14 protein-coding genes and 2 pseudogenes are annotated in these 17,897 nt (G+C 42.2%); 8 read left to right on the top strand and 8 right to left on the bottom strand.

Translation table 11 applies throughout. The features are described from left to right. Positions 1 to 46: 46 nt before the first annotated feature. The 3 genes from htpX to MHUN_RS06860 all read left to right on the top strand — a co-directional run bounded on the left by htpX (position 47) and on the right by MHUN_RS06860 (position 1,988). A complete protein-coding gene (gene htpX, locus MHUN_RS06870; RefSeq protein ID WP_011448324.1) occupies positions 47 to 925 on the top strand; it encodes a zinc metalloprotease HtpX in 879 nt (292 codons plus the stop codon). A gap of 100 nt (positions 926 to 1,025) precedes the next feature. Then, complete coding sequence (locus MHUN_RS06865; RefSeq protein WP_143709391.1) at positions 1,026 to 1,673, top strand: hypothetical protein; 648 nt, start codon at positions 1,026 to 1,028, stop codon at positions 1,671 to 1,673. A 30-nt stretch (positions 1,674 to 1,703) separates the two neighbouring features. Next, positions 1,704 to 1,988, top strand: a complete 285-nt coding sequence (locus MHUN_RS06860) for a hypothetical protein (protein WP_048067348.1) — start codon at positions 1,704 to 1,706, stop codon at positions 1,986 to 1,988. Positions 1,989 to 2,023: 35 nt separating this feature from the next. Here MHUN_RS06860 and MHUN_RS06855 read toward each other — a convergent pair whose 3' ends face one another. Together MHUN_RS06855 and MHUN_RS06850 are read right to left on the bottom strand one after the other, a co-directional pair. Next, a complete protein-coding gene (locus MHUN_RS06855; RefSeq protein WP_011448323.1) occupies positions 2,024 to 2,317 on the bottom strand; it encodes a hypothetical protein in 294 nt (97 codons plus the stop codon). Positions 2,318 to 2,433: 116 nt separating this feature from the next. Continuing rightward, the gene (locus MHUN_RS06850) at positions 2,434 to 3,153 is read right to left on the bottom strand and encodes a hypothetical protein (RefSeq protein ID WP_011448322.1); all 720 of its coding nucleotides are present in this window, start codon (positions 3,151 to 3,153) and stop codon (positions 2,434 to 2,436) included. Between the two features lie 108 nt (positions 3,154 to 3,261). Here MHUN_RS06850 and MHUN_RS06845 point away from each other — a divergent pair, with 108 nt between their 5' ends. The 4 genes and pseudogenes from MHUN_RS06845 (at position 3,262) to MHUN_RS06825 (ending at position 10,017) form a co-directional block, all read left to right on the top strand. Then, the gene (locus tag MHUN_RS06845; RefSeq protein WP_011448321.1) at positions 3,262 to 5,961 is read left to right on the top strand and encodes a UPF0182 family membrane protein; all 2,700 of its coding nucleotides are present in this window, start codon (positions 3,262 to 3,264) and stop codon (positions 5,959 to 5,961) included. 154 nt (positions 5,962 to 6,115) lie between these two features. Beyond that, positions 6,116 to 6,300 (top strand): annotated as a pseudogene (locus MHUN_RS18645) (AAA family ATPase); the annotation flags it as partial. A 258-nt stretch (positions 6,301 to 6,558) separates the two neighbouring features. Beyond that, positions 6,559 to 8,595, top strand: a complete 2,037-nt coding sequence (locus MHUN_RS06835; RefSeq protein WP_011448319.1) for a S9 family peptidase — start codon at positions 6,559 to 6,561, stop codon at positions 8,593 to 8,595. Positions 8,596 to 9,528: 933 nt separating this feature from the next. Next, positions 9,529 to 10,017: a RidA family protein gene (locus MHUN_RS06825; protein WP_204223046.1), complete on the top strand. Its 489-nt coding sequence runs from the start codon at positions 9,529 to 9,531 to the stop codon at positions 10,015 to 10,017. Between the two features lie 36 nt (positions 10,018 to 10,053). Here the strand turns inward: MHUN_RS06825 and MHUN_RS06820 are convergent, their stop codons facing one another. The 4 genes and pseudogenes from MHUN_RS06820 to MHUN_RS19990 all read right to left on the bottom strand — a co-directional run. Next, entirely contained in the window at positions 10,054 to 11,400 is a 1,347-nt protein-coding gene (locus tag MHUN_RS06820) for an McrC family protein (RefSeq protein ID WP_048067346.1), read from the bottom strand. Continuing rightward, on the bottom strand, positions 11,372 to 14,371 hold the full coding sequence (locus MHUN_RS17375) for an AAA family ATPase (protein ID WP_011448316.1): 3,000 nt from the start codon (positions 14,369 to 14,371) through the stop codon (positions 11,372 to 11,374). The genes MHUN_RS06820 and MHUN_RS17375 overlap by 29 nt, the downstream gene beginning before the upstream one ends. A gap of 290 nt (positions 14,372 to 14,661) precedes the next feature. Further along, positions 14,662 to 15,342, bottom strand: a complete 681-nt coding sequence (locus MHUN_RS19995; RefSeq protein ID WP_394296014.1) for an ATP-binding protein — start codon at positions 15,340 to 15,342, stop codon at positions 14,662 to 14,664. A gap of 159 nt (positions 15,343 to 15,501) precedes the next feature. Next, a pseudogene (locus tag MHUN_RS19990) lies at positions 15,502 to 15,929 on the bottom strand (AAA family ATPase); the annotation flags it as partial. Positions 15,930 to 16,307: 378 nt separating this feature from the next. Here MHUN_RS19990 and MHUN_RS18640 point away from each other — a divergent pair. Beyond that, the gene (locus MHUN_RS18640) at positions 16,308 to 16,670 is read left to right on the top strand and encodes an alpha/beta fold hydrolase (RefSeq protein ID WP_011448315.1); all 363 of its coding nucleotides are present in this window, start codon (positions 16,308 to 16,310) and stop codon (positions 16,668 to 16,670) included. Positions 16,671 to 16,953: 283 nt separating this feature from the next. Here MHUN_RS18640 and MHUN_RS19195 read toward each other — a convergent pair whose 3' ends face one another. Both MHUN_RS19195 and MHUN_RS06800 read right to left on the bottom strand, forming a co-directional pair. After that, positions 16,954 to 17,220 carry a hypothetical protein gene (locus MHUN_RS19195; RefSeq protein ID WP_204223044.1) on the bottom strand — a complete coding sequence of 89 codons (267 nt, stop codon included), beginning with the start codon at positions 17,218 to 17,220 and terminating at the stop codon, positions 16,954 to 16,956. Further along, positions 17,198 to 17,830 (bottom strand): proline iminopeptidase-family hydrolase, encoded by a 633-nt coding sequence (locus MHUN_RS06800; protein ID WP_204223042.1) that lies wholly within the window; start codon positions 17,828 to 17,830, stop codon positions 17,198 to 17,200. Before MHUN_RS06800 ends, MHUN_RS19195 begins: the two co-directional genes overlap by 23 nt. Positions 17,831 to 17,897: the final 67 nt, after the last annotated feature.

Genomic DNA, 17,897 nt, shown 5'->3' with positions numbered 1-17,897 from the left:
ATGGTATAACTCTTTATCCTCAAAGATAAAAGTACCTTAGACCGATATGAAGTGGAAACGTGATGCAGGCCTGACAGGACGAATTTTCCTGACCTGGGCACTGCTCTTACTCGTGTATCTTGTGTTCATGGGTATCCTGATGGCCCTGGGACTTCCGTCCGGATTTATTATCCTGATTGCAGTCGTCATGGGTCTTGTTCAGTATTTCTTCTCCGACAAGCTGGTGCTCATGACCACCGGTTCAAAGATTGTTGAATATGATGAAGCACCGGACCTTCACCGCACTATTGAGAAGTTATGCCAGGAAGCAGATCTTCCAAAGCCACGGATAGCTGTCATGCACTCCCCGATGCCAAATGCATTTGCAACCGGCAGAAGCCCGAATCATGCCGTGGTGGCAGTGACGGATTCCATCATGCAGACCTTAAACCGCGATGAACTTGAGGCGGTCCTGGCACATGAACTCTCTCATGTAAAAAACCGTGATATCCTGACCATGACGGTTGCCAGCTTTGTTGCCATGATTGCATCCATGATCATGAACAATTTCCTGTTCGCATCAATATTCAGTAACCGGGAACAGGGAGGAGCATGGATCATTGCAGGTATTGTTGCAGCAGTGGTATGGGTTATTGCAACGCTTTTGATGATGGCACTCTCCAGGTACCGGGAATTTGCAGCCGACCGGGGAGCCGCATATATTACCAATAATCCCGATGCCCTGATCTCAGCTCTTCAGAAGATCAGCGGTAAGATGGAACGTCTGCCAACACAGGCAAAAGTTCAGGCAGAAGGAGCAAATGCATTTTACATCATCCCCGCTCTGTCTGGAAAAACTCTTGCAGGGCTCTTCTCAACTCACCCGGCTCTTGAGAAGCGGATTGAAAACCTTGAAAAAGTCAGGGCAGAAATTCGCGGATATTAATTTTTTCCTTTTTTTTCACTATTACCGATAGTTATTAGAATTTCCAGATAATATCAGGGATGATATGATCTTCAAGTGGTCAATGTTCATTTGGATACTTATGTTATTGTCTCTCCTGGGATGTTTTGGTACTGCAGATTCAGCCAGTAATGAACTTCAGGTTATATATCCGGTTTCCATCGATTCTCAAATGGAAGGAATTATTGCACTCTTCGAAGAAAACTACCCGGATATCCAGGTTCATCCGGTGAAAACTAACGGGACCGGTGAGCTGGTTTCCATGGTTAAGAACAGTGAATCCGGTTATGATGTTCTCATTGTTCCAGATTATGTGTCCTTTGAAAAAGGGCTGATGCCATCTCAAATCACATGGGATATCAGGTATGGCAATTGTGCTATGGTGCTTTCATACACCTCGGACAGTGCCTGTGCTGAAATGATAACGTCTGACAACTGGTATGATATTTTAAGCCAAAAAAATGTAACAACTGCCATTGTGCACCCTGATGCAGATGCCAGGGGTTGGCGTTCGCTGGTGACTATGAGCCTTGCAGATGATTATTATGAAAAACCAGTCTTCAGTACTATTATTCCATCAGAGTCTGATATAACCCGTTTAGAATCAGAGAATGGAACCGTGCTGTCAGCAGTCACTCCCCACAGTCATGGTAATTTCAGGGTTCTGAATACAACAACCGAGCTCATCGAATATACAAAGAATGGCACGGTAGATTATGCCTGGAATTAACAGGGGGGTGCATTTCAGCATGGTTTACATATGATTCACCTTCCAAAAGAGATCGACCTGTCGGTTCCTGATTTTCAGGAGGAATACTGGAGTGTTGGAGTTGACACCGGTTCAGGAATGAAACACTCTCCACCCATTGTCTTTACAGTTTCCATCCCGGTCAATGCTCAAAACAGGGGTGCCGGAATTGATTTTATCAGGCTCATGCTGAGCGAAAAAGGAAAAGACGTGTTACAGGGATTAGGTCAGGATCCTATCCAGCCTGCTGAAGGTATTGGTGATATACCGCCTGAATTATCCTCTCTTGTACCATAGGGAAAAGGTCCGTCGCAGACCTCACTCCCCTTTTTTTATATCTCCCGTATTTCAAACCAGGGCAGATCATTATCTGCATGAGTCGGATGATTTTCTGAAGGGTAAATAAGATTCTTATTGATTTCAAACCATGGAAATGGTTCATCCGGATGTGTCGGGTGATCAGGGGATGTAAAAATTTCCTGGTTCCGTATTATATACCATGAGACTGGTTCCTGGGGATGAGTCGGATGGTACAGGGTTGTATAAATCTCGTTCTCAACGATTTCATACCATGGAACCGGTTCATCAGGGCTTTCCGGATGAAATGATGTGGTGTATATATTCATCTGTAATAATCATCCCCACTCCCTTCTTAATGTATGCATAAGAGATGATCATACCAAATCCACAGGATTCATTCGATGACGAAACGGGACTCGCAATCACCTGTGGGAAAAAGAGATTATAATCCGGGTGGATACACAATCTGGGACGTATCATAGATGATCTGTGTAGGTATAGGAGTCCTTTTTCCTTCAAATGTCTCCTGATAATCAGTTATAGCATCAAATACCGTGGGCGACCAGCTATCACCACCATCCAGAGAGAATCTGTCATATCCCTGCTCTACCATCCTGTTATTCCACTCACCACTCGTCATTGCATTCCATTCCAGGGTGGTTCCCCCGGTGTATGATCCATTGTTGGTAAATGCTGCTTCCCATGGATCAAAGACATACCAGTTGCCATTATACTGAATCATTGCAGCGATGTGGTTACAATTCATCATGGTAGCCAGACAGTCCGCATCATCTGCAGCAATATAATAGATATCGGTGCTTGGAATTCCAAGTCCTTCAAATAATCCCATGAGGTTTTCGGTGTGGAATTCACAGGTATAATCAGTCCCGTATGTTGCCCGGGTTTCCAGGTTTGAGTTCAGGGGAGCATTCTGGTTTGTCATTGTGGTGCAGTAATAGTTGTACGCCATAAATGCTTTGCCAAATGAATCTAAAGAGGAAATTTTTTGATTCACCAATAAAAGTTCAGTCCCTTTATTTTTCCAAGAGGAGCGGTCAACCGAAGACCCGTACCCGATTGCACTCAAAAGACAGATACAAGTAAGAATCGCGATGATTCGCATCATCGTTTTTCTATGGGAATGCATGTCTCTCTCTTTCATGGTATTCATTCCTGATTGAATACATGATGACCGTATGAGTTTAAATATTTCTTCCGGGGTTTTTCCAAAAACCTTATTTCATCTCAAAGGGAAGATGCATACGTCACTATGCGACTTCGAAAACTTCTGATATTCATCCCGGCAGCAGTCATCCTGCTCTTTTTTCTGCTCACCGATCTGCTCTCCGATCTCTTCTGGTATGCGTCAGTTGGATACTCCCCTGTCTTCCTGACCATCCTGATCACATCGGCAGCCCTCTTTGTGATCGGAACACTGCTCTTTTTCGCGTTCAGTTATGGAAATGTCATCCTGGCCGCCCGCACCGGAGCAGGGGCATTCGGAGTGGAAAAAGAGATCCAGTATCTTGGAGGAATTGCTTGTGCTGTTGCAGCCGGTATTACCGGTCTCTCCCTCTCATCATCATGGGAGATTATTCTGGCATTTCTTGATCAGACACCTTTCCATATATCCGACCCGGTGTTTGGCCTGGATATCAGTTTCTACATCTTCTCGCTTCCGTTCTATACCATTTTGATCCAGTACCTCCTGGCCCTTTTTGTCTTTACTCTCATCATCTCTTCTGTCATGTATGCTGCTCATCGTGCAGGTGTCAGAATTGATGAGTACGGTGTATTCCAGTATATCCCCGGACCTTTTCCGTTCGGATTATCATGGAAAGATACGGTCGGGAGATTCCTTCCCCAGGTGAACTGCCTGTTATTTCTCATCTTCACCACCCTTGCAGCATTTCTCTGGCTTACCCGATATTCAACCTTGTATACCTCGAAAGGGACTGTAATCGGTGCAGGATATACCGATGTTACCATAACCATCCCTGCACTCACTATCCTGACCGTCATAGCCTTCCTTATCGGGCTTCTCTTCCTTTTGAATGAGAAGATAAAGCGTTCGGAGATGATAGCCTACGGAATAGGTGGATTTTTCATAATCGCTATTCTTTCAGCCGGGGCAGGATTTCTGGTTCAGACCCTCATCGTTGAACCGAATGAATTCAATCTTGAACGGACGTATCTTGGATACAATATCAACAGCACGCTTGACGGATACAATCTTGCAAATATCAATGCACGGGATTTTCCCGTTCTTTACAACCTCACTGAAACAGATATCAGGAATAATAATGCCACAATATCAAATATCCGTCTCTGGGACTGGAGGCCGATGAAAACGACCCTTGAACAACTCCAACTCTTCAGGACCTATTATACCTTCAATGACGTGGATGTGGACCGGTATTGGCTGGATGGCAATTATAAACAGGTGCATATCTCTGCCCGTGAGATGAACTCATACAATCTTCCACAGCAGGCACAGACCTGGGTGAATCGTCATCTTGTTTTTACCCACGGGTATGGGGCGGTTATGAGTCCGGTTGACCGGATAACGACCAATGGTCTTCCTGAATTTTTTGTTAAAGATATACCGCCATCATCTCCGTTCCCGTCCCTTTCCCTTGATCATCCACAGATCTACTATGGGGAAGGAGACATCCCTTATTGCATTACCAATACCCGGACTGAAGAGTTTGATTACCCATCCGGCGATGAAAACATCTATAGTTTGTATGACGGGAATGCAGGGGTCGAACTTTCGCTCCTTCCCCGGCTCGTGTATGCCATTCAGTTGGGATCAGTAGAGCTCCTTGTTTCCGGCTCTTTGACACCGGATAGTAAACTTCACCTGTATCGGAATATTCTGGAACGGACTTCTAAAATCGCTCCCTTCCTTACCTATGACTCTGATCCGTATGTCGTCATGAGTGATGGAAAATTATCCTGGATCATTGATGCCTATACCACATCTGATCGGTACCCCTATTCAGAACCGGTCAGAACGGGGGAATTATCTGCCAAATCCATGAATTATGTACGGAACAGTGTAAAAGTTATTGTTGATGCATATACCGGAGATATCAGGTATTATATCGTTGATCCTGATGATCCGGTCATTCAGACCTATGCAAAGATGTTCCCAGGTCTGTTCCGTCCGGTTGATGATATACCTGATGATCTCCGTTCCCATTTACGGTATCCACATGGATTATTTAACATTCAGGCAGAAATTTATGGAATATATCATATGACTGATCCCCGTGTCTTTTACAACCGGGAAGATGCCTGGGTTATTCCTGATGAGATCTATCGGAAAACGCAGCAGCGGTTTGAACCATACTATGTAATCATGAAATTGCCGGGTGAAGAGAGAGAGGAATTCATCCTGATGCTGCCTTTCACACCCCGAAATAAGCAGAATCTCATCGGATGGATGGCAGTGAGATGTGATCCTGACCGATATGGTGAGATGATAGTATACCAGTTCTCCAAGCAGGAGCTGACCTATGGGCCGATGCAGATTGAAGCGAGAATCGACCAGGATACCGATATTTCACAGAGTATTACGCTCTGGTCACAGGCAGGGTCATCCGTCGTCAGGGGGAATACCCTGATCATTCCGGTTGAGCAGTCCCTCCTCTATGTTGAACCCCTCTATCTTGAAGCGACTCAGAAGGGAACTCTTCCCCAGCTCCAGCGGGTTATTGTATCATACGGGGATAAGCTGACAATGCAGCCCACCCTGAATGAGGCTTTGCAGGTCATCTTTGGGGGAAGACAAGCCAGGCAGGATATCACCAAACGAGTGGAACAACCGGGTGATGATCAGTCATCCTCGATTCTCGGGCAGATATCTGGACTGTACAAGCAGGCACAGCAGGCATTGAGTTCAGGAAGTCTGGGAGAATATCAGCAGTTTGTTGACCGGATTGGGACCCTGGTTTCAGGATACTGACCAGTACCCTTTTTCTTGTGAGTACTAATTCTGGCTCCTGATGGGTAATGCCATGGTTCTGTGAATGGTGTATGTGCATCCATGGTGGAGTTTGCTTTGGTTCTTCATTGCAAGCTGATATATTCTCATACTTTCTATATCATCCAAAACGTGCATGGTACTCCATAAACTTCCGATCGGTATCCAGTCTTACTCCGAAATACGTACTGGTGGCTATGTATATGTTGATAAAACTCCATTTCTGGCAGATCTCGTTTCTTCAGGAAAATATTACTTTTTATCACGCCCCCGCCGGTTTGGGAAAGTCTTTTTCTGGACACTTTGGCATATAATTTTACGCCTTCCGGCTGAATACGATGGCCTGGTTGCAGGGGATGCCCTCCTCCGATCCTTTGAACCTGAGCGGATTCGGACTGAAACTCTTCTTTTTCAGGCAGTATATCTGACGATTGAACCTTATATGGTGATAAGGTCTTCAAATATGAGATCCCTCTCCCCCTGATACTTATAAATGATACCATGATGGAGTAGTAATGTATCACTCAACAAGAGGGTAGGGTGGAAGGTATCGTATTATCGTGAAACCGAGGTTATGGCATGTCCAGACTGAACGTAATTTTTATCCTGATGGTAATAATTGGTTGTGGAGCGGTGGTATTCCCGGTTGTTTCAGCTGAGCCTTTTGGAAATCTCGATTATGATGATATCCTGAAGATGGATTCTCTTCGTCATTTTGCACTCACATCTGATGAAGAAAATATTGTGTTCATGCTCATAACCGGAGATGATTTTACACCCCCGGCTGATAACGGGACCCTGATGATGGTGAATACATCAACCGGAAAAGTGGTCACCCTTACCGGTCCTGATGAATCGGTTACGGTATGGGCATTATCTTCATTGAGACCGCTTCTTGCCTACGCATCAATGCCCCGGAATGGCGGGAAAGAGATATTGACTCTCCTTGATCTCTCCACGATGCAGCGGGAGAAGAAACAAAAGGTATCTGATGAGCTCCTCTCCGGTTTTGCATGGCTCGGAGATCATTCTCTGGTATATGCAGGAGCTTCTCCTGATACTCCGGAGGATACCCGGCCTGGTGATGTCATCATCATGGATGAGATCCCTGACCCGGTGATTTTGAAGTCCTATGACATCAGGAGCGGAGCAGTAACAGAGCTGACATCCAATACTGATATTATCTACGCATATCATCCGTCTCCTGACGGGAGGTATATTGCATATAAATCGTCCATCTATCCTGAAGTCTGGACAGAGAAACCATCATTTTCCTATTATGTGCTTGACACGACGACCGGGACTGAAGATGAAGTCATGACCCGTATTGAGGGATACCAGGATGAGAATGAGTTTGCCTGGTCTCCGGATAGTTCAATGGTCTATATCGGACGAAATCTGAATGGCGGCCTTCGATATCCTGTTTCGTATGCGAGTGATATCGTGGTATATACTCCTGCAACCCGGATATTGGAAGAGATCCCTCTCCAATGGGAGAAAAAAATGCACAAAGATCTCTTCAATGATGATGTAGAGATGAGACCTTTTGACGGAGGTGTGTATGTCCTTCTTGCTGACGGAACAAATCCACAGTTGGCAAGGTATGATAAGAACGATACGGGCTGGACAAAGACCCTGCTTTCCGGTGAGCATCAGGGGAACATCTTTGCCCTGGAATCAAGCAGAGATGGTTCACGGATCTTCTATAATTTTAATTCAGCATCAGTGCCGCCACAGATCTATGCAGCGGATGTTATCGCAGGGGAGATACGGAATCTGAAAAGAATGACAAGCCTGAATGAAGACCTTCTGAAGAAACCGCTCGGAACCTCGGAGGTTATTGAATGGACCGGTGCAAGGGGTGATACGGTTCAGGGTATTCTCCGGTTCCCTCCGGGTTACACACCAGGAACACCGTATCCGCTCGTCTTTGTAATCCATGGCGGACCGACATATACTGATTTTGACAGTTGGCGTGATACCTGGGAGTTTCCGTACCATCTGATCACCGACCGGGGAGCAATTACCCTATCTACGAATTATCATGGAAGCAGTAACTGGGGCTTTGAGTTTGCACAGTCCATTGAGGGCGGTCATATCCACGATTACCCGACAGAAGATTTCATGAAGGGTATTGAATATCTCTCAGAACAGGGGATTATTGATAAGAACCGGGTTGGTGTGACCGGATGGTCAAATGGAGGAATTCTCACTCTCTATTGGATTACCCAGGATCCATCCCTCAAGGTAGCGGTTGCTGGTGCCGGATATGCAGATGAGAACTCACAGGTCTCAAATACCAATGGTATTGTGATGAACCTGATGTATCATGAATATACGCCCTTTGAGAATCCTGAATATTATATTCCGATCATGGGGGTGTATAAAGCAGAGCATGTACAGACTCCTCTTCTTATGCTTCAGGGAACAGAGGATAATGCTGTTGCTCCGGCAAGTGCTCTGTCCACGTACCGGGCATATAAGATGGCAAGTAAAGCGGATGTACGGATGATTCTCTTCAAGGATCAGCCTCATCATATGACAACGTATCCAAATCAGCTGAGAAAGGTGAGTGAAGAGATAGACTGGCTATCAAACGGCCTCGGCCTATCTTAATTTAGCCTTCTTTTTAAATCAGAGTGTCAGTTCTCAATCAATAAAATATTTGCTTTTGTGACATAATATCGTTGGTTCATGAATTTTTTCTGATATTTTGCATGTTACGCGACGATACTTCAGATGAGAGTACTGGTAAATATGGATTAGGGCTATACTTGAAATGAGGATCAGGTATCTTCCTCTGATCTGTTTCCTTATCCTTATCTCTCTAGTATTTGGATATGTCTTTTTTTCGTTAGTGTTGTGAGTCTGACGTTTATGCAGCCTGAGGTTCAGTTCGTCTATGCAACATCAGAAATTATGCCCCATCTCCTGAATACCAGTTAGGTTGATGGTTTTTTTTGAGGGGTAGTTCTTCTCATTTTAATCTGTCTCCTTTTCATGTATTCTTTGGTTGAGGTCTTCAAATTCAATCTTTCGCCTCTCGTCTTTCTTTCCTGGCTTTTGGGAATTCTTAATCAATGCTCCTGTGGTATCACCAGAAACATTCAAAGAATCCATTTTTGACCACTGGGTGGTACAGGGTTCCGGGTATTCTCCATCTGTTAAGCATTATCATTGTGCTGCTTTCGGTATACCGGGGTGCTGTGTTTTACCGGATCTTTCTACAGGAGATGGTCTGTCTTGATCCCGTCAATACCGGATTGATCCTGATAATTCATGGAATTACCTTTATTCCCCTGGTTTGGTTGATTGGTTCGTATACACAATTATGGCAATGAAACAATCAATCATAGTATTGATCCCGATGCATCCAGATAGTCTTTTCTGTGGTACTCCCTTCTCCACTCCTAATGAACTGAAAATCTTCAGTCCGGTAGATAAATCCCTTTTCATGATGAGTTTTCTGATATGATGATACTCACATCATTTCTGCATGGTTCTTGAGTGACAGAGTATGTATATTATGAAAGAAATATGACATTCTTTATGGATTTGAAAAACGATAAAAATACTTTCCTGCTCGCAATTGCATGTATTATCCTTGGAATGGTTCTTATGAGTCTGATTATGGTACTGATCAATATGCCACATAAGGAGACTATCTACACCGATCAGGCTCCAAAACCAATCGGGCCGTATAGTCAGGGGGTTGCCGTGAATGATTATGAATATACATCAGGTCAGATCGGGATTGATCCACAGACGGGAGTTCTCCTGGATACATTAGAGGATCAGACTCATCAGGTTATGAAAAACCTCCGGGCAATTCTTGCTGTATCAGGGCTGGAGTTTGATGATGTTGTCAATACTCATATCTACCTGACGAATATCTCTGACTTTCCGACGGTGAATGCGATATATTCCGGCTATATGGGAAATGAAACTCCGTCACGATCAACGGTTGGGGTGGCGAGCCTTCCGAAAGGGGCACTGGTTGAGATTGAGATGATTGCGGAAAAAAGTAAAAATCTGTAAAAATTATGGGTTAATCGTGGTCAATAGGATTTCATGTCATACATGGATCTGGACTGGAATTGATGTATCCACCTGTGCATAGTGGGAAGCCCGATCATACATATCATGCATAATTCCTCTCAGTTCCTCTAACCACATTTCCCATTGCACTGGGTCAGCGAGATCATACGTCAGTGTTATGGACCGTATCAATAATGCAGATAACCGGCAATTGTCATATGAAAATTCCAAGTCAATATCAATTTTCTCTCCAATGTCCGGGTAGAGGAGCATCAGGGCTGGAACATTCTTTTTCGCTCCATATCCAAACATCTGGTAAATGTCGGATTGTTTAATACCAGAATTCGAAGATGATTTTTTAGGCATTTTATATTTCGTGTCAATGATGACCGGAATGCGAGGATGATCAATAAAGATATCAGGCCTCAATTCAAAAATACCTCTTCCGTCAAGGGTTTGAGCGAGATGTCCCCCTGGGTATTGTGAATAAACAGTTGCTCCTTCAGGAAGGAGGTGTGACTGCTCTGATAAAACTCCTGAAATGAATTGTTCAAAGACTCTTTCCATTGGGATAAGAAGAGAGAAGATCTCAACCTGTGATGCCTGTAAGGTAATGGTGCTATGCCTGAGATAAATCTCACAAAACCGGAGCAAAGGGGCAAACTGTTCTGTCAACCGGTCAAGAATGACGAATCTGGTTTCTGATGAGGTAACATGAGTATACGTAACTGGTTCCAGGATCTGTAAAATTCCCTTTAGATGCTCCTTCGTCTCCTCATTTTGTGTGTGCCGGGACATCAGAGTGGCGCAAAACTTAAAGATCCTGTTGAGAAGAGTATCCTGTGTCAGTTCTTTAAAAGTGCAGGGAATTCTCTCCAACTGTGCGGGATTCCAATATTTATTGACCTGAATTCGACCCTTAATAAACTTCAGATGTTCATCCCTGTTCAGATATTGCCGGTGTTGACACCGAAAGAGAAGATGGTGGAGTTGCTCTGAAAAGATCCGGAGGAATAATTCAAGCATGTCTATATCCTCCTGATCCATGGATGTAAGATCGCTCGATAAGGGTTTGAGATTGGTATAACTGAGCATGACTGCAAGGTTTCGAAATATGGTCCCTTTATGCTCATTCAGATGGTCGCGAAATAACTTTGGTAAAATCTGGATAGTTACGTCACCAATCCGAATTACTCCTACCATATTGATGGGGGTAAGCGTTTTTGTCGTTCTTGCAAATATTTGCTGCTTTGGATCACATTCATCCAGAATATCAAAAAATTCCTGGGGAAGAGTTAGAACTCCATCAGTAATCTTTGGGTGGGATCCAATGGTGACCGGATATTCCACCCATTCAAAGAGCGTCAGTGGAGGATAACCCATTCAGATCATAACCCTTTGAGATCGATTTGCATGCAGACAGGAAGGATTCACCTTCTTTTTCCGGGTAAAAGTAGATGCATTTTGGATCTGACTTCATAAACTCAGGTCCTATGACCTTGAATAATTTCCTGGGAGCATCGTAAAAATATTCATGGAGGAGGGGGATGATTTCATGATACCAGATCATGGACAATTCTGATATAGCCTGGTCCCTTGTCCTGGCATCTTTGAGTTTCAGGAGGAAACTATGCCCTATCTGGTGCTCTCTATCATGCTCTTCAAGAATCCTTTGATTGATTGTTCGAAGGAGTGCAATTGCGATGGAATATACTTCAAGAAGACTTTCATCATCGCTGGATAAGGTCCGATAGAGGAGATCATAATCCGGCATCATTTCAATAAATCCGAATCTTCTCCGTAATGCGATGTCAATGAGGGCAATAGATTTGTCAGCGGTATTCATCGTTCCGATCAGGAAAAGGTTAGGGGGGATTCCAAATCTCGTCCGGGATGAGGGAAGTTTTGTCGTGATCTCATGTGGGGCAAGTAAGCGTTTATCTTTTTCAAGCAATGTGATGAGTTCGCCAAAGATTCTGGAGATATCTCCCCGGTTAATCTCATCGATAACAAGGTAAAATGGGACTTTTGGTGCGAGAGAAAGTGCATATTGAGTCTCTTCATCAGTCAGATGTGGAACGTCCTGATCTTCATTCCACCTTTTATCAATGTTTGCAAGCGTAAGTAAGGTGTTGTATGCAGTTCTACATAAATCCTTGAATATTCCTTCTTTCACCGAATAACTGATCCGGCCATCCGCATCGGTTATGGGTCGTAAGCCTTCAATAAATTCTTCATAGGAGAATGATTGATGAAATGTAATGAACTCTGAAGGATATTGAATAATTTCATTTCCAGTTATCTTGATTCCTAATTCTTCATATTTTATTCCAGAAAGGAAAATGAGTCTTTCAAATTCTTCATTCTCTAATATGGTGATGCGTGCATTCCCTTTGGTGCGGATTATCTTTCCTTTGCTAAATTCAGGATCTGACTTAAGTATTCCATATTTCGGTCCATCAAGTAAGGTGATAAATTGATATTGAAAAGATTCTTCATCTTTTTTGATACATTTTGCATATCCAATAATTTTATTCTCATCCCAAAGGTAAATTGCAAAATAGTCTCCCTCATTAATCATGTAGAAATATTTGGAATAATTATAATTTGATTTCCATTGATAGGTGTAAATTGATTTAGAATTTATCGTAGAAATATCGTCATATTTGTCTTTATAGGTAATTAGCCAAAAGAATTGGATATTTCCATAATCCTTTGTAGTTGATATATAGGGTGTTGATGCTGTTTTTTTAATTAATGATTGAACCGAATAAGTTTTTCCAGTTCCAGGAGGCCCATAAAGTATAATCTGTCCCTTTCTCTCTAATAACTGAATTATTGAATCTAGATTAGTAGAAAAACCGCTCTCAATAGATGTAATAATTTTTGAGTAATCATCTAATGATAGTTTATTTAACGCACTAAGAAAATTACCACTTACTTCTGAAGGGATCGGAATATTTAGATCATCATATTCCCAATGCACTTCTCTAATCACAGGACAATCTTCAGAATCTTGAAATAAGACATTCGATTTTATTGTTCCAATGCCATATATTCTACTTTTTCCAGTAGATGCGATAATAGTGTCTCCGATTTTCATTTCATGAAAATAAGACCAAATTGTATTTTGGTGACTAATAGAGAGATCAAAATTTGAATTTTCAGGATGAACTATTCTTGCTAATTCTTTCAAGCGAGTTTTAAATGAGTCCCTGTCAGTTATTTGGTCCAGTTCATTGAAATATGGTTTGTATTCAGGTATGTTTAAAGAACAAATATTCGCATTTCTCCATTCTTCCCAATAAATTCCCTTTTTACCCGGAGACAATCTCCAAATAATTTTAGGTTTTTCACTGCTATTAATAACCTGAAATAATAATTGTAGGGCATTAGAGAGGCTTTGCTCTATATCCTCTTTGAGAGCCTCTAAAGAGGTATCAATATTTTTAATATCAACAGAGAATTCTTTGAAAATTCTTGATTTTGGATATCGATTTGCTATTGCATCAGATACATTAATGTCAGAAAATCTTGGATAAATTTTTTGAATATCGCTAGGCCAATCGTATTTTTCTTGGATGTCTTCTTTAATGCCTAGAACAAGAAAAAGTTTACCGAATTTATCATAATAAAAAGAAACAAAATATCGCTTCTGTTGTTCTGAAGAAACACTTAGTGATAACCATGAAACCTTAGCAGGAGTTCCTTGTCCAAATGATTTTGTTACTTGGAATTCTCCAAAATATTCAATATAACTTTTTGTGGTAAGATCATGCGAATGAGATTGCGCAACGAACTTTTTAATGTCTGAAAAAAGTTTTAAAAAGTCTTCTGAAGAAAAGGGGATGTAATCATTCATAATATCATCTCCAATGAAGTCAATGTTCAATTCATTTTTTTCAAGATTTATGGTAATTTCCATTTTTGGGCCGTTGTCAATTTTCCCTCGATATTCTCTTAATTTTTTCGCAGCATAGGGATATTTGTTTCTTATTTCTACCATGAAGTCGTTATAATATTGTAAAGCCTTGTAACTTTTTTGTGCAGTAAAATATGCTTCAAATTTTTTATTTCTATAGATTATTGTGGTTGGTTTTCTCTGATTTGATTGTAAATTTTCAATTCCAAAATATTTATACGACTTTTTAGGTATTGCTAGGCCACCTGCAAAAAAAGTTGATTTGTCAAGTGTTTTGAGAGCAACATTTGGAGATATAATCTCCAATGAGCTAATTCCATAGGATTCATCATTGTTTTTATCAAAAGCAATCTCTTCTGTCAATTTTTCCCCCTTATTATTGGCAAAATAAAATGGAACATCATCTTCATGGAGAGCGTGTATAAATTTCACGCGAAAAGCAATAAATCGCGAATCTTGAATCTCAATTTTTCATTCATGTTATGCATAGAAAATTTTAAAATTCGACCATGTGCTATAACTGTTATGATTGCTGCTTAGTAAATGAGTTAATATCCAAGTTATTTATATCGATATTTGATTGGTAAGTGATAGATTATGGTGTTCAAAGAGTGAATGATGAACCCTCTGGCATTCGATGAATACCGGGACATGAAATGGACTTGAAATAACCTGTTATATAATTGGGGCGGTAATAGAAAGGATAACAGATCCATTCTTTTTTACTCGGGAATATAGTTCAGGAGCCACCGCCAGACTGGCATAATAATTATTCTAACCTCACCCATTACCAGAAGATCCTCTTCATCGTTGGTCAGAATAAACCCTTCTTTTAAACCAAAGAATTCTATAGCCTCCAATATCCCTCCAATCTCCCGGTCCCGGTTTTCATTCGTCAGTTCGAAGCATACCTGAAGTGCTCCAGTAATATGTGGGCCATCTTTTGTGATAAAATCACATTCTCGTTTTTCCTGAAAATAATACACGTCCATTCCGCGTCGAAGCAGCTCCACATAGACAATATTTTCTAAAAGCCACCCTTTATTAGGTGAAAGTGAGAAACCCCCAAGTATCCCAAATGCAGTATCAATACAATAGCATTTTCTTGGTGAATTGAGTTGTTTTTTTACTGAATAATCAAATCGAGACAGTTCAAAGAAAATGTACGCACTATGCAGGTAGGTGATGTATTCCTTGACTGTAATGGCATTTGTCAGCCCCAGAGTTTTTTTAAGTGAGTTATACGTAAAGGGGAGTGAGATGTTCGATATCAGAATTCCCACGAGTTCACGAATGAGTCGTTGTCTCCGAATTGCATACCTGGCAATAATGTCCCGATACAGGATATTATCATAGAGTGTTTTAATATATTCAGGGTCATAATGAATGAGATATTCCGGCATTCCACCATTCTCAACATATTTTGCGAATGATGTAATCAGGGTGACCCGTTCATTTGGTATGTACAGGGAGTCCTTTCTCACGTTTACCTTTTGAAAGCAGAGGTATTCAGCAAAAGAGAATGGAAATATTTCGAAGAGTTTATATCTCCCTGTGAGCCTGGTTCCAAATTCCCTGCTGAGAAGGGATGCGTTTGAACCGGTGATAACTATCTTTTTTCCCTCGTCGAAAAGCCGCCGCACGAATGTCTCAAAACCGGCAATATTTTGGATTTCATCAAAAAAATAGATATCAGATGGTCCATATACCTCTATCAGAACTTCGTTTAGAATTTCGAACTCTTCTGCAGGAAATGTAAGGAGTCGTTCATCATCAAAATTCACATAACAGGAGTGGATTTTGTCTGCATGATCTGTTTCAGGAGCGTTGATTTCCCGCATCTCCTAATACCGGTAAGAATGATTACCCGGTTATCCTCAAACGAATTAAGGAGCTGATCAAGGATATTACGGCGAACTGAATCATCTTTCTGATCAATCCGTGTCTTCTGCTGGCGAACCAGATGTCTCAGAAGCTCCTTAGAAACCATACTAATTACTAATTAGTAAAATGATATATCGTTTCTCATTAGTAATGAGCACTATATCTATGGTTCATTGACCCAATTTCTGAAATCAGGTTGTTTTTTTCATGCCAGATGGTCCTCTCTCATAATCAAGTGCCATCACTCACTCACTCTCTTCCCCATATTCAGTGTTTGATATTCAGGTTTCCACATGAAAATAATCCGATGGGAAATTTTGAATATAATCGGGGAATCAAAACCGATTTATATAACTGAAGGCATCATTGAATGCATACAGGAGACAATATGGTATCATTCATCTGTGTTCATGGGGGGAATATATCCACAGAGGCCTGGAATGAACGCACCACCTGAGATCCGGTACATACTTCCGATGGCCTGATGGGAGGTAGGATCTGGGATACAGCACTATCTGCCCTTGCTGATCAGGGCATTCAGGGATATGCTCCCACCCTTGGAGATGAGAAGATTTCCAACCTCACTGATCATATAACCCAGATCTGTTCGCTTGTTCATGAGCATGATCTGGATACCATTATCCTGGTCGGTCATAGTTATGGAGGGATGATCATAACTGGGGTTGCAGCCAGAATGCCTGAAAAAATCTCCCACCTGGTCTATATTGATGCAGCATACCCGGAATCCGGACAATCGCTTTATGATATGATGCTTTCAGGCGGTCAGGATCCCTCATCATACGCGGGTTTTGTCCCGGATCCCCCCTATGTAGAGAATTGTATTTGATCCCCAAACGATTGCATCAATACCAAAAACGCATGTGTATTGTTCAAACAGTAATTTCTCCATTCTTTCTCATGCTGTTAAAGAAAAAATTGCATTGTCTGACGGAGAGTGGACCTGGTATGAGGTCCCAGCCTCTCATGTTCCGATGGCTGAAATGCCGGGATGAAGTGAATCGGATTTTGTTTATGGCAGCCTTCGGAAAGTGATTACTTTTTTTGGATTCAATAAGAACTCCCAGGGAAGGCCAAGGAAATGATACATGGGAATGTGAACAATATAAGCATCATTCTCCGGATGACAAAAATTCCCTGACCGTATTGAGATATGCGGCCTCCTGTTCAAGATGGTGGGAATGGGATGCATCCTCAAAAATGACAATTCTGGAGCCTGGGAGCATACTCTGATAATACGTGGTTGATTCTGGGGATGCTTCATCATAACGGCCACACGTAAAGAGAGTGGGTATTGTTATGTTTTTTAAGTCATTAGCCCGCTCATAATTTTTCAGAGTTCCGGTTATGGTATATTCACTCGGCCCACATATGTTCATACACATCAAAAGCCATTTTTTCCATGGACTTTTGAAGACATTCGGGCCAGGAATCCATCCGGCAGACATGTTTCCGGTAAAATACCATCATCGCTTCCTGGTATTCCGGGGTATCACAGGTTCCCTCTCTTTCACTTGTCAGAATTATCTCCCGGACATCTGCTGGAAGTTCATTGATGTACCGACGTTGATCATCATGCCACCGGGACGCTGAAAGACAGGGGGCTGATAGGATAAGTGAACGAACTCCCTGCGGATCCATAGTCAGGATATAATGAACCGCCAGCATGGTACCCCAGGACTGACCCAGAATATGAACTTCTTTCAAATCAAGTGCCCGGCGAATCGCTTCAAGTTCCTGCGTGAAATAGTCCAGGGTATACAGTGATACGTCTGTTGGTTTATCAGAATTTCCACATCCCAGTTGATCATATAGGATGACCGGTCGATCTCCAGAGAGGGCCGAGAGGGGGGTAAGGTAATCATGGGGAACACCCGGTCCTCCATGAAGAATGAGAAGTGGAATCCCGGAATTACGTGCTCCATCCATTCTGAACCAGATATTTCGCCCCTGAAATTCCACGAATCCTTCCCTGTGATCAAGCGTCATACTTCCCTCTTTGCACGTGAAATGATGAAAACCTTCGTTCAGGGAATTGGGAAAAAAAATTTTTTGG

This window comes from Methanospirillum hungatei JF-1, from assembly GCF_000013445.1.
Lineage (GTDB): Archaea > Halobacteriota > Methanomicrobia > Methanomicrobiales > Methanospirillaceae > Methanospirillum > Methanospirillum hungatei.
Note: the sequence above shows the minus strand (reverse complement) of the source record. Positions and strands in the feature narration are given on the sequence as shown.